The 20,483-nt window shown below is 68.4% G+C and carries 22 protein-coding genes; 16 read left to right on the forward strand and 6 right to left on the reverse strand.

Annotation, left to right across the window (positions count from 1 at the left end; all coding sequences use genetic code 11):
• The first annotated feature begins 55 nt into the window (after window positions 1-55).
• On the forward strand, window positions 56-1,306 hold the full coding sequence (locus ACFYWS_RS07280) for an amidohydrolase family protein (protein ID WP_389270620.1): 1,251 nt from the start codon (window positions 56-58) through the stop codon (window positions 1,304-1,306).
• A gap of 70 nt (window positions 1,307-1,376) precedes the next feature.
• Window positions 1,377-2,033, forward strand: coding sequence for an SDR family oxidoreductase (locus tag ACFYWS_RS07285; RefSeq protein ID WP_389270623.1), 657 nt, complete (start codon window positions 1,377-1,379; stop codon window positions 2,031-2,033).
• A 94-nt stretch (window positions 2,034-2,127) separates the two neighbouring features.
• Here ACFYWS_RS07285 and ACFYWS_RS07290 read toward each other — a convergent pair whose 3' ends face one another.
• The 3 genes from ACFYWS_RS07290 to ACFYWS_RS07300 form a co-directional block, all read right to left on the reverse strand.
• Window positions 2,128-2,346: a hypothetical protein gene (locus ACFYWS_RS07290; RefSeq protein ID WP_389270626.1), complete on the reverse strand. Its 219-nt coding sequence runs from the start codon at window positions 2,344-2,346 to the stop codon at window positions 2,128-2,130.
• A gap of 90 nt (window positions 2,347-2,436) precedes the next feature.
• Window positions 2,437-2,982: a DUF5825 family protein gene (locus ACFYWS_RS07295; RefSeq protein ID WP_389270629.1), complete on the reverse strand. Its 546-nt coding sequence runs from the start codon at window positions 2,980-2,982 to the stop codon at window positions 2,437-2,439.
• Window positions 2,979-4,871, reverse strand: a complete 1,893-nt coding sequence (locus tag ACFYWS_RS07300) for a RiPP maturation radical SAM C-methyltransferase (RefSeq protein ID WP_389270631.1) — start codon at window positions 4,869-4,871, stop codon at window positions 2,979-2,981. The genes ACFYWS_RS07295 and ACFYWS_RS07300 overlap by 4 nt, the downstream gene beginning before the upstream one ends.
• Before the next feature lie 258 nt (window positions 4,872-5,129).
• On the opposite strand from ACFYWS_RS07300, the gene ACFYWS_RS07305 reads away from it, so the two are divergent.
• The 3 genes from ACFYWS_RS07305 to ACFYWS_RS07315 all read left to right on the forward strand — a co-directional run bounded on the left by ACFYWS_RS07305 (window position 5,130) and on the right by ACFYWS_RS07315 (window position 9,048).
• Window positions 5,130-5,570: a hypothetical protein gene (locus ACFYWS_RS07305; RefSeq protein WP_389270633.1), complete on the forward strand. Its 441-nt coding sequence runs from the start codon at window positions 5,130-5,132 to the stop codon at window positions 5,568-5,570.
• A 743-nt stretch (window positions 5,571-6,313) separates the two neighbouring features.
• A complete protein-coding gene (locus ACFYWS_RS07310) occupies window positions 6,314-7,441 on the forward strand; it encodes a hypothetical protein (RefSeq protein ID WP_389270636.1) in 1,128 nt (375 codons plus the stop codon).
• A gap of 224 nt (window positions 7,442-7,665) precedes the next feature.
• Window positions 7,666-9,048, forward strand: a complete 1,383-nt coding sequence (locus ACFYWS_RS07315) for a pentapeptide repeat-containing protein (protein WP_389270639.1) — start codon at window positions 7,666-7,668, stop codon at window positions 9,046-9,048.
• A 25-nt stretch (window positions 9,049-9,073) separates the two neighbouring features.
• Here the strand turns inward: ACFYWS_RS07315 and ACFYWS_RS07320 are convergent, their stop codons facing one another.
• The 3 genes from ACFYWS_RS07320 to ACFYWS_RS07330 form a co-directional block, all read right to left on the reverse strand.
• Window positions 9,074-9,784 carry a creatininase family protein gene (locus ACFYWS_RS07320; RefSeq protein ID WP_389270641.1) on the reverse strand — a complete coding sequence of 237 codons (711 nt, stop codon included), beginning with the start codon at window positions 9,782-9,784 and terminating at the stop codon, window positions 9,074-9,076.
• Window positions 9,785-9,802: 18 nt separating this feature from the next.
• Window positions 9,803-10,987 carry a hypothetical protein gene (locus tag ACFYWS_RS07325; protein WP_389270645.1) on the reverse strand — a complete coding sequence of 395 codons (1,185 nt, stop codon included), beginning with the start codon at window positions 10,985-10,987 and terminating at the stop codon, window positions 9,803-9,805.
• 128 nt (window positions 10,988-11,115) lie between these two features.
• Window positions 11,116-11,499, reverse strand: a complete 384-nt coding sequence (locus ACFYWS_RS07330) for a GntR family transcriptional regulator (protein WP_389270648.1) — start codon at window positions 11,497-11,499, stop codon at window positions 11,116-11,118.
• Window positions 11,500-11,971: 472 nt separating this feature from the next.
• Here ACFYWS_RS07330 and ACFYWS_RS07335 point away from each other — a divergent pair, with 472 nt between their 5' ends.
• The 11 genes from ACFYWS_RS07335 to ACFYWS_RS07385 all read left to right on the forward strand — a co-directional run bounded on the left by ACFYWS_RS07335 (window position 11,972) and on the right by ACFYWS_RS07385 (window position 20,440).
• Window positions 11,972-12,322, forward strand: coding sequence for a hypothetical protein (locus tag ACFYWS_RS07335; RefSeq protein ID WP_389270651.1), 351 nt, complete (start codon window positions 11,972-11,974; stop codon window positions 12,320-12,322).
• The gene (locus ACFYWS_RS07340) at window positions 12,319-12,924 is read left to right on the forward strand and encodes a hypothetical protein (protein WP_389270654.1); all 606 of its coding nucleotides are present in this window, start codon (window positions 12,319-12,321) and stop codon (window positions 12,922-12,924) included. Before ACFYWS_RS07335 ends, ACFYWS_RS07340 begins: the two co-directional genes overlap by 4 nt.
• 11 nt (window positions 12,925-12,935) lie before the next feature.
• Window positions 12,936-13,943 (forward strand): DUF2637 domain-containing protein, encoded by a 1,008-nt coding sequence (locus ACFYWS_RS07345; protein WP_389270657.1) that lies wholly within the window; start codon window positions 12,936-12,938, stop codon window positions 13,941-13,943.
• Window positions 13,943-14,326: an RRQRL motif-containing zinc-binding protein gene (locus tag ACFYWS_RS07350; RefSeq protein WP_389271750.1), complete on the forward strand. Its 384-nt coding sequence runs from the start codon at window positions 13,943-13,945 to the stop codon at window positions 14,324-14,326. Before ACFYWS_RS07345 ends, ACFYWS_RS07350 begins: the two co-directional genes overlap by 1 nt.
• 83 nt (window positions 14,327-14,409) lie before the next feature.
• On the forward strand, window positions 14,410-16,590 hold the full coding sequence (locus ACFYWS_RS07355; RefSeq protein WP_389270660.1) for a cell division protein FtsK: 2,181 nt from the start codon (window positions 14,410-14,412) through the stop codon (window positions 16,588-16,590).
• Window positions 16,591-16,731: 141 nt separating this feature from the next.
• Window positions 16,732-16,983 (forward strand): hypothetical protein, encoded by a 252-nt coding sequence (locus tag ACFYWS_RS07360; protein ID WP_389270663.1) that lies wholly within the window; start codon window positions 16,732-16,734, stop codon window positions 16,981-16,983.
• A 56-nt stretch (window positions 16,984-17,039) separates the two neighbouring features.
• Window positions 17,040-17,228 carry a hypothetical protein gene (locus tag ACFYWS_RS07365; RefSeq protein WP_389270666.1) on the forward strand — a complete coding sequence of 63 codons (189 nt, stop codon included), beginning with the start codon at window positions 17,040-17,042 and terminating at the stop codon, window positions 17,226-17,228.
• A gap of 10 nt (window positions 17,229-17,238) precedes the next feature.
• Window positions 17,239-17,439 (forward strand): hypothetical protein, encoded by a 201-nt coding sequence (locus tag ACFYWS_RS07370; RefSeq protein ID WP_389270670.1) that lies wholly within the window; start codon window positions 17,239-17,241, stop codon window positions 17,437-17,439.
• Complete coding sequence (locus ACFYWS_RS07375) at window positions 17,436-17,705, forward strand: hypothetical protein (protein ID WP_389270673.1); 270 nt, start codon at window positions 17,436-17,438, stop codon at window positions 17,703-17,705. Before ACFYWS_RS07370 ends, ACFYWS_RS07375 begins: the two co-directional genes overlap by 4 nt.
• Entirely contained in the window at window positions 17,702-18,070 is a 369-nt protein-coding gene (locus ACFYWS_RS07380) for a hypothetical protein (protein ID WP_389270676.1), read from the forward strand. Before ACFYWS_RS07375 ends, ACFYWS_RS07380 begins: the two co-directional genes overlap by 4 nt.
• Before the next feature lie 381 nt (window positions 18,071-18,451).
• Window positions 18,452-20,440, forward strand: a complete 1,989-nt coding sequence (locus ACFYWS_RS07385) for a DUF3987 domain-containing protein (RefSeq protein WP_389270679.1) — start codon at window positions 18,452-18,454, stop codon at window positions 20,438-20,440.
• The last annotated feature ends 43 nt before the right edge of the window (window positions 20,441-20,483 follow it).

The following is a 20,483-nucleotide window of genomic DNA, read 5'->3' on the forward strand; positions in this document are numbered from 1 at the left end:
CCTGCGTGATCTTGTTACGCGCGATACGCGTCCCCGCCGAGCCCTCAGGAGCGCGATGCCCCACAGCCCCTCACAGCAGCCACCGTCACCCGACGTGCCCGAGGGCTCCGGACTGCTGCTGAGCGGCGCCCGGCTCACCGACGGCAGGACCGTGGACGTGCGACTCGCCGGCGGGCGCATCGAGGCGGTCGGCACGGCCGGGAGCCTCACCGCGCACGGCTCGCGCCTGGACCTCACCGGCTGCCTGCTGCTCCCTGCCCCCGTCGAGCCGCACGCGCACGCGGACACGGCCCTTTCGGCCGACTGCGAGGGCCCCGTCCCGTACGACCCCGATGACGTCCAGCGCCGGGCCACCGAGAGCACCCTGCTGCAGCTCGGCCACGGGGCCACCGCCCTGCGCTCCCATGTACGGATCGGCGACATGGAGGGGCTCGGTTCGATGGAGGCGGTGCTCCAGGCGCGGCGTTCGCTGATGGGGCTCGCGGATCTGCGAACGGTGGCGATGCCCCGGCTGCTGACCGGGCTCGCGGGAGCCGACGGGCTCGCCATGCTGCGGGACGCCGTCAAAATGGGCGCCTCCGTAGTAGGCGGTTGCCCCGACGTCGACCCCGATCCAACGGGCTACGTAGAAGCGGTGCTTGAAGTCGCCGCCGAACACGGGTGCCCGGTCGACCTCCACACGGACGGCGCCGACCCGGCGCGGCTCGGACGGCTCGCGGCGGCGGTCGGCGGGCTGCGCACGGGCGTCACCATCGGACCGCTGGGCGGGCTCTCCCGGCTGCCCGAGCAAGCGGCACGGCCCGCCGCGGACCGGCTCGCGGCCGCCGGGGTGACGGTGACGTGCCTGCCGCAGGGAGGGTGCGCGGGGGTGGACGACCGGGCCGTCGCGCCGGTGCGGCTGCTGCGGGCGGCCGGGGTGCCGATCGCGGCGGGCAGCGGGGCGCTGCGCGACGTGTCCAACCCTGTGGGGCGCGGTGACCCGCTGGAGGCCGCCTACTTGTTGGCATCGCGCTACGGGATGCGCCCGGAGGACGCCTACGAAGCGGTGAGTTCGACGGCCAGGGCCGCGCTCGGCCTGCCGGAGGTGCGCGTAGAGGCGGGGTTTCCCGCGGAGCTGCTCGCGGTGCGGGGCGACCGGCTCGCGGGGGCGCTCTCCCTCGCGTACAGCCGGGTCGTCGTGCACCGGGGGCGCGTCGTTGCGCGGACCAGCGCGGTACGGGAGTACTGCGACTCGGCCGCCGCGGTCGCCCTCGATCTGCCGAGGCAGGGACGGGCGGCCAAGTACGGCGGTGGGGGCCCCGCTTGAACACTCGTACGGGGGCCGGGCACGCATGGTTGCACGGTGAACCGTCCGTCTCGGGCGTACCGTCGAAGACATGCGCATTGTCATCGCTGGGGGTCATGGTCAGATCGCGCTGCGGCTCGAGCGGTTGCTCGCTGCGCGCGGGAACGAAGTGGCGGGCATCATCCGCAGGCACGAGCAGGGTGACGCCCTGCGGGACGCCGGCGCGGAACCGGTCCTGTGCGACCTGGAGTCGGCGTCCGTGGAGGAGGTCGCGGCGCATCTGCAGGGTGCGGACGCGGCCGTTTTCGCGGCGGGCGCGGGTCCGGGCAGCAGCGCCGGCCGCAAGGACACCGTGGACCGGGACGCCGCCGTGCTGTTCGCGGATGCCGCTGAGCGGGCCAAGGTGCGCCGCTACGTCGTGGTGTCGGCGATGGCTGCGGACGCCGCGCACCAGGGCGACGACATCTTCGATGTGTACCTGCGGGCCAAGGGCGCGGCCGACGACGACGTACGGCGCCGTACCGGCCTCGACTGGACGATCCTGCGGCCCGGTCAGCTGACGAACGACGCGGGGTCCGGGCTCGTCCGCCTGGAGGCCTCGACCGGGCGCGGGCCGGTGCCGCGCGACGACGTGGCGGCCGTCCTCGCGGAGCTGGTGGACACGCCCGCCACGGCGGGGCTGACGCTGGAGCTGATCTCCGGCTCCACGCCGGTCACGGTGGCGGTGAAGTCGGTCGCGGGCAACTGAGGCGCGTACGTACGCGGGTGAGTCGCGTACGCGTGCGGGCGTGCGGCCGGGCCGCGCACACGCCCCAGAACGGCAGCTTTCAGAACAGCCGCTTTCAGAACAGCGGCATCTGGCCCGGCACGTGCGGGACCACGTACCCGTCGAGCGCGTCCTGGAGGGCGCCGAGCTGGGCGGGACGGCGTGAACCGGGGCAGGAGACCAGCTCTCCCGCGGCGCGGGTGCCGGGAGGGTCGTGGCGGGCGAAGCGGCCCGCCACGACCGCGATCTCGCGGCGGCATTCGGGGCAGTGTCGGCGACGGGATGTGGTCGGCATGGGTTCAGTCTGCGTCGTGATCGCCGCGGACACACGGTGAAACCCCCTCAGGAAGGTCCGTGAGGGGGTTCCTTGTAGTGCGACGCGGCGTCAGATCCCCATGCACGGCACAGGCCACCGGCGCATGCGTGGCGGCAGCGCCACCGCCCACCCGTCCACGATCAACGTGAGCCCTTCCTCCGCCAGGTGAACGGCCGCCTCTTGGTGGGCGGGGGCGAGCGTGTCGAGCCGTGTCGCGTCGCTCAGCGTATGGAAAGCGGTGAGCAGGTCGGGGTGGTCGAGCGTGAACCGCGCCGAAGCGGGGCGCTCCCGTCGGTCCATGACCGTGACAAACCCCGGGCCTCGACGGTGGTAGAGCATCCCGTAGGCGTGCTCGGCGCGCCAGGTCGTCAACTCGCTTGTTTCATCGGCCTGTTGGGCCGGAGGTGGGAGGTGGTGCAGGGTGCGAAGGTCATACGTATAACCCGGGACGGCGGCCGTCTCCCAGTGGGTGCTCAGCCCCGTGGCCTGGCACTCGCGCAGGAACTGGACCGCCCGAGTGGTGGCGCGGCCGTCACCGTGCAGGGGCAGCGGCTCGGTCACGCGGACGCGGGTGCCGATGACGCGGTGCGGGACGAGGGCGGGGAGCGCGGTCATCCGGAGGCCGTCGGGGCGGTGGGGCCGGAGGGTTCGTTCTCGATGCGGATCGGCGCGGCGCGGGTGGGCAGCGACACGTAGGTGCCGGTATCGCGGAAGAGGAGGCCGAACGTGACGGCCTGCGCGACCCACTCCCCCAGCTCTTCGGCCGGTACGTCGTGGCCTGAGGCGGCGAGTTTGCGCTGCAGGGCGGATTCACCGGCGCCCTCCTCCAGGAGGCGCAGAGCGGCCGCCTCCCAGCCGTTGAACCAGTAGGTGCGGCGCGGCCAGCCCTCGCGGCGGTCACGCACGAGGAGCGTGTTCTCGTCCTCGCCCGCCTGCTCCATGACGAGGGTCGACGTGGCGTGCCGCGCACGCCATTGCGCCACGGCTCGCAGCAGCCGATCCTCCGTGTCGCCGCCGATTCCTGCGTCCTCGGTATCGAACAGGTAGACCAGGTCGGCGAGTTCGGACTCCGGGAGCTCGTACACATGCTGGTACATGTCGGCGGGGCGCCGCTTGCCGAAGCCCAGGGAGGGGTCGGTGAAGTGCGGGCTGAAGCGCTCCAGTTGGATGCGGAAGGCGCCGCTCGGCGGCTGGAGGTGCACGAGGGCGGGCATCTGGTCGAGCACGCGCGCGTAGTCCCGCACGGTCTCGCCGGGGAACCCGTAGAGGTAGTTCCAGGTGCAGGTGATCTCGTGGTTGTCGAACTCGCGCAGCGTGCGGATGTTGCGGGCGCCGGTGACGCCCTTGTCCATCAGGTCGAGGACACGGTTGCTGAGACTTTCGATGCCCGGCTGGATCAGCACGACTCCCGCGGCGCCGAGTTGGCCGATCTGCTCCCGGTTGAGGTTGGACTTCACTTCGTAGTGGATCCGCAGGTCCCAGCCGCTGTCAGCGGCGAGCGGCAGGAAGTCCTTGAAGTACGCCATGTCGATGATGTTGTCGACGGTGACGATGTCGAGGATGCGGTGGCGACGCACGAGGCGTTCGATCTCGCTCCACAGCCGCTCGCCGGGCTTGGCGCGAAACGCCATGGTGCTGCCGTTGAGGCCACAGAAGGTGCAGTGGTGTTTCTCGCCCCACCAGCAGCCGCGGGCGCCCTCGACGACCAGCTTGGGGTACACGTATTCGAGGACCGTCGACGCCTCGATGTCCGCCTGCCACTGGTCGTAATCGGGCGACGGTATGTGGGCCGGAGCCACGGTGCGGTGGGGTTCGGTGTTGGCCCGGGATACGCCGCCGTCCCACCAGCAGAGGCCCGGAACGTCGTCGGGCGGCGTGCCCGCGTCCAGGTGGGCGAGGAGGGCCGGGAAGGCGTACTCCCCTTCGCCGCGCACGACATGGTCGACGTAGGGGTGATTGCGGTGCAGGGCGTGGCCCATGGGGCCTTCGCAGTTGCTGCCACCGAAGACGACGGTCACCTTCGGGCGACGGCGCTTGAGCTCCCTGGCGAGGGCGAGGGACGCCACGTTCTGCATGAACGTGCTCGTGAAACCGACGACGTCGGGCTCGTGCACCAGCACCTCGGTCGCGCAGCGCTCGATGTACGCGGCGGCGTGGCGGCGCATCTCGAAGGCGGTGTCCAGGATGTCGGCGGGAACACCGCGCTCGCGCGCGTAGGACCGCAGCTGTGCGGCGCCCCAGTCCTCGTCGTCGTAGAGGACTCCGGAGAACACCCAGTCGCCGATCCCGTGGAAGATCGAGTCGCTGCCGATCGCCTCGTAGTCGCTGGGGCTCAGGCGACCACCTGTGCGCTCGAGAAGCAGCTCCGCCCAGCGCAGCGAGCCGTGGAACTCGCGCACCTCGTCGTCCGGGCGGACCTCCCGCAGCAGCTGGTGCAGCAGGCCCACCTGGAGGGAGGGCAGGTCGATCGCGTGCCAGGGCATGGTCACCAGCCCAACGCGCATGCCGCCCCGCCTCTTCTTGCCGCCACAAGCCGGCTCACCTTATGGGCGTCCCACCCGTCACACAAGGGCGTGCGGGCGGGCTGTAGGGATCCCTACATCTCGGGGCAATGTGACACGGATCACCGAATTTTGACCCCATCCAAAAGATCACCCCCCAGACACGACGAAGCCACCTGCCTTGACTCCCCTGGCCTCGGCCATCCGGTCCGTGAGACCGGACTGCCCGAGGACCGTATGTGGGAAGCGGATCCCGTCGAAGTGACACTGTCCGTCCTGGCCGCCTGGAAGGTAATGGATGCCGAGGTCAGGAGGCTGACTGGGCAGGCGGCAGCAACTGCCGGCTCCTACGGCGCAAGTTACGAGCAGTTGGGAGCCGTCTGGGGCATCACCCGGCAGGGCGCCCGCAAGAAGTGGCCCGACGCCGTCAGTCGCCCGGCGCCCACGGCACCGGGCGAACGCAGGCTGGCACTCTTCGGAGGGACTGCCGAGCTGACGCAGGCGCCTGCCGGCGACTGGAGTTGGACAGGCAGGGGGGCCGACGGGCCATCCGGCACGGTCGCCGATGGGGCGCGCCACGGGACCGCGGAAGAAGCGGCGGCCCATGCGGGCGCGTTCCTCAAGGAGCACTCCCTCGACATCGACATCGACATCGACATCGACATCGACATCGACATCGACGTCTACGGAGGCACGCTCTAGACCCAGTCCCCCGGGGGACGCCTGGGGGGCACGCGCTGATCAGACCTGGGATTCACCTGAGACGAGGTGAGACAAGTAACGCATTTCGACCACTCGTCGAAGATCAGCGTTCGAATAAAAAGAAGACCCCTCCGCCCTGCGTTTCCGCAGTTCGGAGGGGTCTTTCCCAAGTGTGGCGGCGCCAGGATTCGAACCTGGGAAGGCTGAGCCGGCAGATTTACAGTCTCTCAGCGGCCACCTGGGGAAGGGCCTCCTAACCAGGGGCTTTGCGCTCTGCACCGACCGCTGGAAGTCTCGCCGTCCACATCTCGTCCACGCGCCCCTCGCCGCCACTCGTCGATGGGTGCTCGATTCAACCGCGCACTGCCGTCACGAGAGCCGCAAGCGCTCCGATCAATCCGGCCACCGCAGTGATGGCTTGCACCCATCGCGTATGCCGCTGCCCGTCGCCGTCCCGGCCCTCAATCGCAGAGTCTTGGCCGAACCCCATCTAGATCTCTCCTCTGACTCACGACGTCCCCAACTCCGCGGACGCACCTTGATCCACCGCCGCCCATTACCGAGCAGCTGGGTGAGCAGGGAACCTGTCCGCCGCGAAGCCAGCAGTAGATCCGGCGAAAAGCATTGAAGCCCGGACAGTTAATGCGCAGATGACCTAAGGTGCGACACCGTCTGTCGGACGCTGCCAGACAGACTCGGACGCTGCCGGATGGCACCGGACGATCGCAGACAGGAGCGACTAGATGAGCGTGGCCGCACGCTTGCAGGAACTTCGGGTGCGGGCCGGGAGCCCTTCCTTCCGCGAGATCGAACGCCTACTAGCCAAGCAAGGCCGGACAGTAATGGCGAGATCCACCGTCCAGGAAAAACTCTCCGGGAAGCGGCCAGCGAACCTCACCCAAGTCCTGGCAATCGTGGAAGCCCTCGCCGAGATCGCCCGATTGAACGGAACCCCGCTACCACACCAGGAAGTAGATGCGGGCGTCTGGCGCGAAAGAGTAACCGCAGCATTCAAAAGACATGACCCTCAGCAGGTTTCATCCGCGCCATCCATAGAAGGAAGTCGCACCCTTGAGCGTTGGCCTGTCGGGGCACTACTGCACGCACAAATGTACGACCTCGTCGAATTAGTCGAAGGGAACAGGGACTCGCCCACCGACACGTGGATTACGAGCGTCATCCGGCCAATGCTAACGGCCAAGATGTCGATCTCAGAATTCATGGATCGAGCCGCCCAGGACGACACCCAGACGACCATTCGCACAATCAGGGTTCTAAATGCAGACTTCCCACCCCCAGAAGGGAATCCATGGGAGCCGACGGAGCCCCCATGGGGCACAACCGACAATGACCTCACAGTCGGAAAACTTTTGAAGAGTGTCGCTACACATCACGACACTCAATCCGCACCCGCCATTGTGGTGGGATTGAGGCTCGCCGAGGTACCCAACCTAGCGACCGTCTACCTCAAGGTCTTGGCGTGCACCCAAGAGGCTCCGGGAATCAAGAAGGCCGCTACGCTGCTCAGGGCCGCGTCCCTGAACAATGACGCTGACTCTCTCCTCGGATTCGTAGGTTCAGAGCGATTCCCCACAACCGAGTCAATCAAAATCGCTGAACAATTCCACACGAATCGAGACTTTCCCGACAGCGATAAAATCTTGGGCGGGATCGCCAAAGGCGGCCCCCATAGCTTGAGAGATGGCCTTGAGGCTTTGAATGCACATCCTTTGGAGGCATCTTTTAAGCCGAAGATACTTCACGGTATCCCATGGGGGAATCATGAGAAAATGGCCGATGCGCTCGTTAAAAATGGAGACGCCGACGCCGCCCAAGCTGTGCTCGAAGTTAAAGATGAGCCGCCGTTCTAACCCAACCCCTAAGGCCCGATTCCTCCCGCACGTATATCGGCGTGCGAGTCAGAAGCGAGGCCGGCCACCTTGCGGCGCGGTTCCACGCGCGGCCCTGCGGGAAGAGCGTCGCAACTGCCGCCGTGGGCGTTGACGAGAGAGAGCTCGCTGCCAGCACCGGGATCCTTGGTTACGGAGTTATCAACTCTCCCTCACGTGCTGCTCAGCCGAACCATTATCGAGGTGTGCCCACCCTCTTCAAGCGTCGACAGAAGCCGCAGGGACGCCACACCCCGAACCTGTGGCCGGTGTGGCTTGTCGCGCCCGCCACCCTGATCGTGGTCGGCGCACTCGCCTACGGCCTGTACCAGGGAGCAGACTCGCTCCTCACGGCCGAGAACACGGGCAAGAAGCCGGTCGACGTCCAGGACGTCATCAAGACCACCGTCACCGTACTCACGCTCGTCGGAGCCGTTCTTGCAGGCCTGTACGCCTACCGCAAGCAACTCCTTGCTGAAGGCGAATCTCATCGCGCGGACGCCGGCCAGCTCGCCGAGCGGTACACCACCGCGGCCGAGCAGCTCGGCCACGAACAGGCTGCAGTGCGACTTGCTGGGGTGTACGCGATGGCGCGTCTCGCCGATGACTGGGTGGAACAGCGGCAGGTGTGCATCGACGTGTTGTGCGCCTACCTGCGCATGCCCTACGAGACCGATACTGCTGAAGATGGGTTCAAACAGGGGGAGCGGGAGGTACGCCTCACTATTATCCGGACCATTCGAGACCACCTCCTTGACCCCACGTCGCCCACAACCTGGTGCGGTCTTGACCTGGATTTCACCGGTGCCACTTTCGATGGCGGCGACTTCTACGGAGCAAAGTTTTCCGGCGGCACGGTCAACTTCTACAGAGCGAGTTTCACCGGCGACACGGTCAATTTCAGCACAGCTGATTTCACCGGCTCCCTAGTCAACTTCGGCAGAGCCGAATTCTCAGGCGGCGCCGTGAACTTCAGCGCGACGAAATTCTCCGGCCCCGTGGCCCATTTCACCAAGGCAAAATTCTCCGGAGCAATCGTCAACTTCGGCGGGGCTGATTTCTCCGGCGGAAGCGTTTACTTCACCAGGGCCCGCGTCTCCGGTGGTCGCGTTACCTTCGACGCGGCAAACTTCTCGGGCGCCACGGTTAATTTCAACAGCACACGGTTCCTCGACGGCGCGGTCAGCTTCGACGGCGCGCAGTTCTCCGACGCCACGGTCAGCTTCGGCACAGCCGCCTTCGCCGGATCCAGAGTCACATTCGACAGGGCGGTCTTCTCAGGGGCCATCGTCAACTTCGGCGCGGCATATTTCTCTGACGGTAACGTCTACTTCAATTGGTCAGATTTCGCCTGCGGCGAGATAAACTTCAGCATGGCACAGTTCCTCGACGGCATGGTCAGCTTCGAAGCGGTGAAGTTTTCTGGCTCCACAGTCAATTTCAGCAGAGCAGTTTTCTTGGGTGCCACGGTCACTTATGACGGGGCTGAGGTCACCGGCGGTACAGTCATCTTTGATGGCGCACAGAACAATTCCCCAGCAACTATCAGATGGGGCCCGTTTCCTCCGCTGCCTGCAAGCCAGCCTTGAATCCGTCGAACAGAACAAGCGGCTCTTAACGCTCGTGGAGCGCGCCCAAGTGCGCTGAGAAATCTTCTACGAGGCTCGCCAATACGGCCTTGCCCTTAGCGGCTGTAGCGTAAGACGGGAAACCGATGACGCCGGTTTCCGTGTACGCCTTCATTCCATGCGTCAGAAGGAACGCCCGCTCGCCGCCGTCATGGTCGGCAGTCTCGTACCCCTCGCGCACGAGGGACGGTTCTGCGTGGAGCAGGATGGACGTCTCGATCTCACCCGCGTGCATGTCGCCGTGAGCGTCGGACACCAGGCCGGCGCGCTCGCGGGACCTGTTCCACTCTCGGCCCTGCGGGAAGAGCGTCATCCGCGGTTCGGTGAGGTTGGCTTCCTGGACGATGTTCGAGAGCACGTAATTGCCACCGTGGGCGTTGACGAGCGCGAGCTTGCGGACGCCCTGCGCTTCGAGGGACGCGGCGATGTCATTGACCACGGCGTGCAGCGTCCGCGCGCTGATACTCACCGTGCCCGGCCACGTGCCGTGCTCGTGGCTGCACGCGATCGAGACGGGCGGGAGCTGGAGCACCGGGTACGCGGCAGCGATCTCGCGGGCGATGATGCACGCGATGGCCGTGTCCGTGACGAGCGGCAGGTACGCGCCGTGCTGCTCGTACGAGCCGATCGGCAAGATGGCGACTCGCGGTTCCTGTTCCTGGACGTCAGTGGTTGTGATCGTGGGAAGCAGGCTCACAGCTCTCCTCTGGTCTCGTCAGGTCCCCTTCATACTGCCCACGGCCCGGTTGAGTTCAGCAATCTCCACGAGCTTCTTGAACGGCACCAGGTGCGTTTGCAGTCGGGTCAACTCTGCCAAGATCCTCGCTGATCCGGTGGCCTGCGCGATAGACACCGCCTGCATGCCCGCGTTGGCCGCGCCTTCCAGGTCCTCGTTCTGCGCGTACGCCGTGGCGAGCCGAGCGAGACAGAGGCCCCGGTCGCGCTGCTGTTGGGCGGGCCACCGCGTGAGGCTCTCCTCCAGCGTCTTCACCGCATCCTCGGACCGATTGAGCGCGATGGCGCAATTGGCCGCTTCCATGTCGATGTACTCGACCGACACGTACGGCGCGAGGCCGTCATCGTCGCCAGGGGGCTTGTCCGCCAGAACGCGCGCCTCGTCGAGTGCTCGCGCGGCCTCGCTGGCGTTGCCCAGCTCGGCGTGCGCGTTGGCTCGGGCTCGTAAGGCGACGGCCTCGATCTGCGTCGGGATCCGGCCCGAGTAGTTCAGCGCGGCATTGACCAGGCCTTGGGCGTAGCCCGCGCGGCCGGCCTCCGTAGCGATGTTCGCTCGTCGCTGGAAGACGTACGCGCTCAGGGTCGGGTTATCGAGTTCGTAGGCGTAGTCGAGAGCTCGGTTCGTCCACAGCATCGCCTCTTCCGAGTCGCCCGAGTCCTGGTAGAGCCATCCCAGGAACTCCGTGTACCTCAGCCCTACGCGGAGGACATCGCCCCGTGTGGGGCCCGTGGCGTCCCTGCACAGCTGCTCAATGAGGGGCACCTGACTGAGCACCGGAGGGACGAGAAACCTGGGTCCGACCAGCGGCTCCGCCTGGGCGTGCTGCACGAATACGGACTTGAGGTAGCCGAGGACTTCCGGGGTCGCCGCAGGGGCTGGGCCGCGCGGACTCGGCAGCTTGGGCAAGGCATCGAGCTGCGACGGGGCAGTTTCCAGCGCGAACCCGAGATCCTTGCGCGTCGCTTCGTAGACCTCACAGAAGAGACTTTGGTAATCGGGACCGGGCGTGCGACGCCCGTTCTCGAACATGGAGAGCTGCGTCTTCAAGCTGGTACGTGACGGAAGTTCGATGCCGAGGCGGACCGCGGCATCCTCCAACGAGCCCATCAGCTCAGCTTGCGTCCACCCACGATCACGGCGGGCGGCCTTCAGCTTCGTTTCCATCGCTTCCCCAACGTCAGACGGTGCTGCGGACTCCATGTTGCCCAATAACACCGCTGACGTGGGGAGTTAACAGGTAACACAGAGGGGGTGTTAACCCCTGTCCACTGTCAACCGGCGCGGAATCGGGCCTACTTGTTCTCAACAGCGCGGCCGGGGCGACTCGCTTCCAGCTTCTCGACTCGGCCGCGAAGTTCCGAGAGCTGGGAGGTGACATGTTCGAGTTGGCGCAGGACTTCGGAGAGGTCCGGGCTGACGCCGGCCGCACTGGCCTCGGCGACCTGCTTCGGGTCTCGGGCATAGCTGCCGCGCCCGGTCGTGGTCACGAGTCCCTCCTCGCGAAGGACACCGAGGGCCTTTTGCACGGTAGTCGGCGAGATGCGAAAGCGGTCCGCCAAATCCCGCACGGAGCCCACCTTGTGGCCGGGCTTGATGACTCCATCCCTGATCTCACGACTCAGGGTCTCGGCTGCCTGCTCGTAGGGCTGTCTGGGGTCGTCCTCAGCGATCGTCACGCCTTCGAGCGTACCCACTAGCACGACCTAGCACGTTCATTGCGCGGCACTCTTGCGCGATGTCACGTGCTAGTACATGCTGTGACGTGCCAGCAGGGAGTTCGGAAGGCCTCCCAACTGGCGTGCGCAATCTGCTTGACCTGCATGAACGCCCGGAGGGCTCCGTGAAACGGGCTCGAAGGAAGCGACAGATCTTTGACAACTCAACAGGGAGTTCTGAGGGAATCCCGCCCCACCTCACAAACCCGAGGGGCGGGCGCGCACGGGTTCTGCCCCATGCGCGGTACAGCGCATCCCTTCGCAGCGCTACGGCGCTGCGGGCCCCGGACCAGCCGCGACGGTGGCGGATCGAATCCGCTCCGGGGAACCGCCTCGCCGCGCCGCGGCTGAGGTCGACGGGCCGCTCGCCTCTCACCAAGGCACCGCGAGCGGCCCGGTCCTTTCTCCGTCCCTCCAACATCAGGAGCACGCCATGCGTACGTACATCGGCGGCCACCAGGCCGTGAGCGACATCGACTTTGTGGAACTGGCCCTCGGCACTCCCATTGAGCTGTGGCTCGGAGTCGACGGCGAGCCCACCGAGGAGTGCACGCCCTGCAAGAACCGTGCTCAGGGCGACAGGCTCTGCGTGACCTGCGGGGAACGCGCGGCGCGGCTGGACGCGGCCCGCGACATCCTCGCCGAGAACCCCGGCTTCCCGGACGACGCGATCCGCGTCGCCGCCCAGGCCATCGAGGAGCACGCCCCGGACCTGTTCAACGTCGTGCCGCTGAAGCGGCCGGCCGTCCGCCGGAACCGCATCCGGAAGGGAGCGGCGGCATGATGGCCAACGCTCCGGCCCCCGAGGTTCTGGCCGATCACAGGGGCAATCCGCGCCCGTTCCTGGACATGCCGCTCACCTATGAGCAGGCCCGGATGGGGATGGCCTTCCACGAGGCCGGACATGCCGTGCTCGCCATGGCCTACGGCATGACCGTGCACACCAGTGAGGTGATCGCCTGGGAGCCCAGCGAGGGCAAGTGGGCGGTGACCGGCAACACCGCGTGGCAGGCGAACAACACCCCGCCGTGGCGCTTCGCCGCGATGGGCGCCGCCGGGCAGGTCGCCCACGTCAACTACCTGATGGCCTACGGGCTGTGGACGCCGGAGCGGGCCGCGGCCTGTGCCGCCGTGCACGACCGTGAGCAGGCCATCGACACCCTCACCGAGTACGGCTTCGCCATCAGCGCGGACCACGTTCCCGAGGGCGGCAAGTCCTGGTCGATGGTGCGCGGCATGGCCCGCCGCAAGGTCGGCTACCTGTGGCGCGAGATCCGCACCATGGCCCACGCCATGGATGAGCGCACGGTCCTGACCGGCGATGAGATCGCGGAGCTGACCGGCCTGGTCAACCCCGTATCGATCGTTGAGGCGGTGGCGGCATGAAGGTCGCTGCGATGACGCCCAAACAGATCGCGGGCGCGGAACGCACCCTGAGCCTGGGCACCTGGACCATCACCTTCGGCGCGATCCTCTTCAGCGTCCTGACCGTCACGCCGCTCGTCGAGCGCGTGACACCCGACGGGTGGGGCTGGACGGCGCCGATCCTGCCGCTCGTCGTCGACTCCGCCGTCGTCATCGTGATCCGCCTGGACTCCACGGTGGCACGACTCGGCGGAGACGCCGGGAAGTGGCCGGCCATCCTGCGCTGGCTCACCGGTTTGATGACCGTCGCACTCAACATCGGCGACTCCGCACTGAGCGGCAATCTGGTCGGCGTGGGTGTTCACCTCACCGCCCCGGTGCTGCTCATCGCGACCGGTGAAGCGGGTCTCGCCTACCGCCGCGCGATCACCCGACGCCTCGACGAGATCGCTCGTGAACAGGCAGAACAGACCGAGCGTGAACGCTCCGAACGGCAGGCCCGTGAACAGGCCGCCCGCGAGGAGCGTGAACGCGAACGCGAAGCCCGTGAACGCGCTGAGCGCGAGAAGCGCGAGCACACCGAACACCTCGAAAACCAGCGGGCCGAACGGGAAGCCGCAGAACGCCGTGAGCAGCGCGAACACGAGGAACGGACCCGCCGTGAGGAAGCCGAACGGCAGGAGCAGGAACGGCGCGAGCAACGCCAGTACGAGTTCCAGCGCGAGGAGCGCGAGCGGGCCGCCCGTGAGCGCCATGAACAGCAGGAGCGGGCCGAGCGTGAACAGCGTGAACGCGAGGCTCGTGAACGCGCTGAGGCCGCTGCTCGTGAACGCGCTGCACGGCCCAAGGCGTCCTCGTCACCGCGTCCGGTGAACACCCCGGCAGCGCACAAGATGAACGAGGCCGACGCACTCAGCGCAGTCCACGACGGACACGCCGCGGGTGACTCGGTGCGCGTCATCGCGGACCGGACGGGTTGGTCGGTGGGCTGGGTCAGTGCCCGTCTGCAGGACCTCCGCGACGAGCGGTTGGCCGCGTGATGGGCACCGCCTACAGCAAGTGCTACGACCCCACCGGGCGCCGCTACGGGATACCGACCTACCCGTGGCGCTACGCGCCGGATGGGTTGGCCACTCGTCGGCAGCTCCGTGCGAAGGGGCTGCGGCCGGGCGGTCAGCCGGTGTGCGCGCAGTTGATGCTGCGTCACCGGGGCCGGAAGTCGGGCGCCCTGGTCGCCTACCTCTACCGCATCGACCTGGCGAAGCCGGTACGGCCGATGACCTCGCGCAAGTGGGGTGCACTCGCGCTGGCGATGCTCGCCCGCCGCACCTGCCCGGTCTGCGGGCTCACCTACGGCTACTGCATTCCGACCTCGCTCGGCATGTGCGTGACCTGCGCATTTCCCCAATCTCAAGCCGCTTGAAGCGGCACGGGCCCGATCGCTCACCTCTCACAGCACGCGATCGGGCCCGCCATCCCTCACACCCGGAAGTGGAAGGAAGCCCAGTGAAGCACCCCGACGACGACCGTGAACTGTTTGCCCGGCTCGAAGCCGAAATGACCACCGAGGACGACCACACGAGCGGGAACGTGGTCGATCTCGACAAGGCCCGATCGGCCCGGACCGACACCACCACCGAGGCCCCGAGCGAGCCGGAGCCCGAGGCCGACCCGGACACGACCGTGATGGTCGACCAGCCCACCCGCGCCACAGGCCCCGGCTACCTGGGCCGCCTCATGAACGCCAAGCGGCGTGAGGTCATCCCCGTATGGCTGCGCTCGATCGCGGAGTTGAAGACCGCCACCACGTGGGTGGCCAGGCACTATCTGCATTCGGCCGGGTATCACGCGCTGCGCTCCCCGGTCTACGCCCTGCGCCTCACGCTCCAGGCGCCCACGGGGGCCGCGAAGTTCGTCGGCTCCACCATGCGGTGGGTCGCCGACCGCGAAGGCGAGCCCGTCCGCCTCTCCGCCGTGCGCCGCGAGGACGCGGCCGAGTACCTGAAGCTGTCCCGTCAGCGCGACGGCCGCGTACGGCTGCGCACGCTGGTCACCGTGCTCGCGATGTTCGTCGGGCTCGGCACGGCGCTCGCCATGTACGTGCTCGCCCCCGACTGGCTTCAGGCCGTGTCGGTGTCCGCGCTGGTCATGGCGCTCGGCTTCAACGGCCGGCGGGCCGATGACCCGGTGATTCAGCGGGCGGTGGAGATGCCGACCGCGGTCAAGCTGACCAGCGACATCGTGCTGAGGGCGCTCGGCTCGCTGGGCATCCCCTCGATCAACCAGGCACAGGCCAAGGGCCGGGACGGATTCGAGTTCACCGCCCCCATCACCCGCGACGGGCCCGGCTGGCGCGCGGAGGGCAACCTCCCCTACGGGGTCACGGTCACCGACATCATCGAGCGCCGCGACCGGCTCGCCTCCGGTCTGCGTCGCCCGCTGGGCTGCGTGTGGCCGGAGGCGGTGGCCGACGAGCACACCGGCCGCCTGGTCCTGTGGGTGGGCGACCAGGACATGAACAGGTCGCAGCAACCGGCCTGGCCGTTGCTGAAGGCGGGCACGGTCGACCTGTTCAAGCCGGTCGACTTCTCCACCGACCAGCGCGGGCGCTGGGTCGGCCTGACCTTCATGTACATCGCGGCGATCATCGGTGCGATCCCGCGCATGGGCAAGACGTTCCTACTGCGCCTGTTCGCCCTGATCGCCGCGCTCGATCCGCGTGCGGAGCTGCACACTTACGACCTCAAGGGCACCGGCGACCTCGACCCCGTCGGCGACCAGGTCTCCTACCGGCACCGGGCCGGTGAGGAAGCCGAGGACATCGAGTACGCGATTGCCGACATGCGCGAGGTCCGCGGCGAGCTGCGGCGCCGCGCGAAGGTGATCCGCTCGCTGCCCCGGGACATCTGCCCGGAGTCCAAGGTGACCAGCGACCTTGCCTCCAAGCCGTCGCTGGGGCTGCACCCGATCGTCGTGACCGTGGATGAGTGCCAGGTGTGGTTCGAGCACGACAAGTACGGCAAAGAGTTCGAGGAAATCTGCACCGACCTGGTCAAGCGCGGTCCCGCGACCGGGATCGTTCTGATGCTGGCCACCCAGCGCCCGGACGCGAAGTCGCTGCCCACCGGCATCTCCGCCAACGCGGGCGTGCGGCTGTGCATGAAGGTGATGGACCACACCGCCAACGACATGGTGCTGGGCACCTCCGCCCACAAGCGGGGCGTGCGCGCCACGATGTTCGCCTGGGCGGACAAGGGCATCGCCTACTTCGTCGGCGACGGCTCGGACGCCCGCATCATCCACAGCGTCTACGTCGACGCACCCACGGCCGAACGTCTCGCGCTGCGGGCCCGCGCGGCACGCGAGGCGGCCGGCACCCTCGCCGGATACGCGCTGGGCCAGGAACCAGAGCCCACCGCGAGCGCGTACGACCTGCTCGCCGTGGTCCCCGCCAAGGAAGCCAAGGCGTGGTCCGAGACGGTCGTCGCGCGGCTCGCGGAGCTGCGCCCGGAGGTCTACGACGGCTGGGAGCCCGACGCCCTCGCCGCCGCGCTCAAGCCGCACGGCATCACCACCATCCAGGTGGGCCGCCGCGTGGACGGCAAGGTCGTCAACCGGCGCGGCATCGACCGCTCCCACATCACCACCGTGATTGCGGAGCGTGACGGAAAGCGGGACGCGGGCTGACCGTTTGGGGCCGCTAGCGCTAGCGGCACACCCCGCTAACGTTAGCGGCCCCGCTAGCGCCCCAAACCAGCTCTGATCAGGCTGCTAGCGGATAGCGGCCCACCTGCGAAAACCCCTGGAAACCGCCTGGGAGGGCCCGTCATGAGCTCCACCCTGCTCGCTATCACCTTCATAGCCGCTGTCACGTTGTGTTACATCGCGGCGTGTGTGGCGGTCCCGTTCCGTGACTGCCCGCGCTGCGACGGCATGGGCCACGACATCAAGACCGACCGCAAAGGCCGCATGAAGCGCGGCAAGGACTGCCGCCACTGCAAGGCCACCGGCAAGCGCATCCGGCTCGGTCGGCATCTCTACAACCTCTGGCTCGGCATCCACCGCGACGGCACCCGCTGACACCCGTCCCGCGTCGCGCTCGGCTCCACCCTCAACGTCTCGAAAGGAGAGCCGACATGGCTCTGACCGTCTCCCTGGTCGCCCTGTTCGGCCTGGTCCTGTTCTTCCTGCTGCGCAGTCACACGCTCGGCTACGGCAGCGCGTTCATCGCCTGCGGCTTCGGCTTCTTCCTCGCCTCCACCGGCGCGGCCGGGCCCATCACCCAACTCGCCACCGCAGTCATCAAGGCCGTCCAACAGTTGTGAGGAGTCTGCCGTGTCCCAGCACCCGACCCTGATGGCCGCGGGCGAACTGCGCGCCGCCCTCGAAGCGCACGCCCGTGGCGACGTGTCCGCCACCGTGGCCGCGCTCATGAGCATCGACACCGCGTCCTGGAATGCGATCCGCGACCGACTCGCCGCCCTGGGCGGCACGCTGCCGGAGCTTCTGGACATCGTGGGGCGGGAGACCGCGTGAACGCCGACCTCATCGCCGCGGCCGCGCTCGCCACACCGGGCGCCCTGTTCGCCGCGATCGCCTTCACCGGCCACGCCCGCGCCCGCCGCGCCGACGACGCGCTCGCCGCGGCCCTGAACCAGTGCGCCCCGGCGCCGATCGGGCCGGGCGGACCCGGCGAGCCCCAGCCGCTCCCCGAGCCCACCGCGCCGCTGGCACCGGTCATCGACCTGTTCCCACACCGCCAACACCCCACCCTGCACGCTTCCGAGGAGGACGTTGCATGACCACGCACCTGACCCCCGCCGCCCTGGCAGACCGGGCCGCTGAAGCGGTCCGCAGCCTCAACCACGCCACCCAGCTCCTCAAGGGCGAACTGACCTACCCGAGCGACGCGTACGACGTGGTCGCCTCGCTCAAGACACTCACCCAGCGCCTCCCGCAGGCCTTCGACCAGCTCTCCACCTTCGTGGACCGGCTCGGCAAGACCGGCAACGTCACGGCCGACCACGGAGACCCCGACGAGCACATCGGCGAGGCCCGGTCCGCGCTCGCCTCCGCAGCGCTCATCGCCCAGACGCTCACCGAGCATCTCGACCGTGCACACAGCGCGTTCGGACCGCTCGGATACCGCGTCCCCGACGACGAGTAGCTCCGGCCGGGCGGGCGCCTCTCACCACACGGCCACGACCGCCCGGATTCTGCCGTCCCTCCACGAGGGCAAGGACCCGCCGGCACCTCGCCACCCCTGGGGCGAGTGCCGGGCCGCTTCGAAACTCTTGGGCCGCTGCTGGCGGCCCAAGAGTTTCGGAAGCTACAGCTTGCTGCGCTTCGCGCTCGCCTTTCGAAGGGCCGCTCCGGCCTGCGAGCCGCGCTATCTACACCCGAACTCCCGGCCTCCGGAAACCCGCCGCTGCGTGGATTCTCGAAGTCCCCCGGGCCCCTGAAATAAGGCCGGGCGAGCGCCTCTCACCACAAGCCGCGCCCGCCCGGATTCTCCCGTCCCTCCAACAGAACAAGGAGAGATCCCAGCATGACACCTGAGCCCGCGCACGGACAGCACGCCCGCGTGCTGCCGATGCGCGACCGCACCGCCTCTGACGACGACTTCACCCGCGTCCCGCCCAACGACGTGGAGGCCGAACAGGCCGTCGTCGGCGCCCTCATGCTCGCCCCCGACGTCATCGCCGAAGTGTCCGCGCTCATGGAGCCCGCCGACCACTACCGGCCCGCCCACGAGACCATCCACCGCGCGATCCTCGACCTGAACGGCCAAGGACACGCGGTCGACCCGATCACGCTCGGGCACCACCTCGAACAGACCGGAGACCTGCCCCGCGTCGGTGGCCGCGCCTACCTCCACACCCTCGTGGGCGCCGTGCCCTCCGCCGCGAACGCCGCCTACTACGCGGAGATCGTGCACGGCCACGCGCAGCGCCGTCACAGCATCGAAGCGGGCACCCGCCTCGTCCAGGCCGGGATGACTCCGGACGCCACTCCCGAGGACCTGCGCGAGGCCCTCGCGGCGAGCGCCGAGGCTTTGCCGGGCACGTGGGGCGAGCCGATCCCGCTCACCACACAGCCGCAGCTTCCGCCCTTCCCCAGCCACGTATTTCCCACGTGGCTGCGCGAGTTCGTGGACGCCGTCGCCGAGGAGACGCAGACCCCGGCCGACCTCGCCGGGACACTCGCTCTCGCGGTGCTCGCCACGGCGGCTGGCGGGCGCGTCATCGTGCAGCTGCGCGGCAGGTGGCGCGAGCCCACCAACCTGTTCACCGTCGTCGCGCTGCCGCCCGGCAACCGCAAGTCCGCGGTCTTCTCCGCCCTCACGGCCCCGCTGCGGTCCGCGGAGAAGCTGCTCGTGTCCTCTGCCTCCGGGCGCATCGCCGAGGCCGAGGTGACCGCCAAGATGGCCCGTGAGGCCGCCGACAAGGCCGCCACTCAGGCCGCCAAGGCCGAGGGCATGGAGCGCGACGGGCTCACTGCCGAGGCCATCGCGCTCGCGCAGGCAGCCGACAGCCTCGAAGTCCCCAACGAGCCCCGGCTGCTGGCCGACGACTCCACCCCGGAGACCGTCACCACGCTCATGAGCGAGCAGGGCGGACGGCTCTCGGTCATGTCCGCCGAGGGCGGCATCTTCGACATCATCGCGGGCCGCTACTCCGGCACCCCCAACATGGAGGTCTTCCTCAAGGGCCACGCCGGGGACTGGCTGCGCGTGGACCGGCGCACCCGCGCCGAGAGCATCGAATCCCCCGCCCTGACCATGGGATTGGCGGTGCAGCCCTCCGTACTCAAGGACATCGGGCAAAACCGCGTCATGGACGGCCGCGGGCTGCTCGCTCGCTTCCTGTACGCGCTGCCGGAGTCCCTGGTCGGCTACCGCAAGTCCAACCCCGACCAGGTCCCCGAGCACGTCGCCGAGCGCTACGAGCGCACCGTCACCGCCCTCACGCTCTCGCTCGCCGAGTGGACCGACCCCGCCGTCCTGCGCCTCACCCCCGAGGCTGACGCGGTGCTGGGCGAGTACAACGAGCGCGTGGAGCCGCAGCTCCGGGCCAGGGTCGGCCGGTTGGGCCACGTCACGGAGTGGGCGAGCAAGCTCGTGGGCGCCACCGCCCGCATCGCGGGCCTGCTGCACCTTGGCGAGCACCTGGAGACCGGCTACACCAAGCCGATCGCCGCCGACACCATGAGCGCTGCGGTCGAGGTGGGCGACTACTTCGCCGCCCACGCCCTGACCGTCTTCGACCTCATGGGCGCCGACGCCACCCTCGCCCACGCCCGCAGCCTCCTGACCGTCATCGAGGACAACGGATGGGCGAGCGTGACCCGTCGCGACCTGTTCGCCAAGGTCTCCCGCTCAGAGTTCCCCACCGTCGCCGACCTGGAGCCCACCGTGGCGCTCCTGGAGGAGCACGGCTACCTGCGCAGCGAGACCCCGCCCCGCACGGGCAAACGCGGACGCCCACCGGCCCCGCGCTACCTCATCCACCCCGCCGTGCGGGAGGCCAAGGCATGAGCCCACGCACCCGCTCCCGCGCAGGGGCCCTTACGCAGAAACC

This window comes from Streptomyces sp. NPDC002795 (assembly GCF_042888725.1).
Lineage (GTDB): Bacteria > Actinomycetota > Actinomycetes > Streptomycetales > Streptomycetaceae > Streptomyces.

Bases quoted from the DNA above. Each gene is read 5' to 3' on its own strand.
- ACFYWS_RS07280 (WP_389270620.1), top strand. From the start codon at position 56: ATGCCCCACAGCCCCTCACAGCAGCCACCGTCACCCGACGTGCCCGAG.
- ACFYWS_RS07285 (WP_389270623.1), top strand. From the start codon at position 1,377: ATGCGCATTGTCATCGCTGGGGGTCATGGTCAGATCGCGCTGCGGCTC.
- ACFYWS_RS07290 (WP_389270626.1), bottom strand. From the start codon at position 2,346: ATGCCGACCACATCCCGTCGCCGACACTGCCCCGAATGCCGCCGCGAG.
- ACFYWS_RS07295 (WP_389270629.1), bottom strand. From the start codon at position 2,982: ATGACCGCGCTCCCCGCCCTCGTCCCGCACCGCGTCATCGGCACCCGC.
- ACFYWS_RS07300 (WP_389270631.1), bottom strand. From the start codon at position 4,871: ATGCGCGTTGGGCTGGTGACCATGCCCTGGCACGCGATCGACCTGCCC.
- ACFYWS_RS07310 (WP_389270636.1), top strand. From the start codon at position 6,314: ATGAGCGTGGCCGCACGCTTGCAGGAACTTCGGGTGCGGGCCGGGAGC.
- ACFYWS_RS07325 (WP_389270645.1), bottom strand. From the start codon at position 10,987: ATGGAAACGAAGCTGAAGGCCGCCCGCCGTGATCGTGGGTGGACGCAA.
- ACFYWS_RS07335 (WP_389270651.1), top strand. From the start codon at position 11,972: ATGCGTACGTACATCGGCGGCCACCAGGCCGTGAGCGACATCGACTTT.
- ACFYWS_RS07340 (WP_389270654.1), top strand. From the start codon at position 12,319: ATGATGGCCAACGCTCCGGCCCCCGAGGTTCTGGCCGATCACAGGGGC.
- ACFYWS_RS07345 (WP_389270657.1), top strand. From the start codon at position 12,936: ATGACGCCCAAACAGATCGCGGGCGCGGAACGCACCCTGAGCCTGGGC.
- ACFYWS_RS07350 (WP_389271750.1), top strand. From the start codon at position 13,943: ATGGGCACCGCCTACAGCAAGTGCTACGACCCCACCGGGCGCCGCTAC.
- ACFYWS_RS07360 (WP_389270663.1), top strand. From the start codon at position 16,732: ATGAGCTCCACCCTGCTCGCTATCACCTTCATAGCCGCTGTCACGTTG.
- ACFYWS_RS07365 (WP_389270666.1), top strand. From the start codon at position 17,040: ATGGCTCTGACCGTCTCCCTGGTCGCCCTGTTCGGCCTGGTCCTGTTC.
- ACFYWS_RS07380 (WP_389270676.1), top strand. From the start codon at position 17,702: ATGACCACGCACCTGACCCCCGCCGCCCTGGCAGACCGGGCCGCTGAA.
- ACFYWS_RS07385 (WP_389270679.1), top strand. From the start codon at position 18,452: ATGACACCTGAGCCCGCGCACGGACAGCACGCCCGCGTGCTGCCGATG.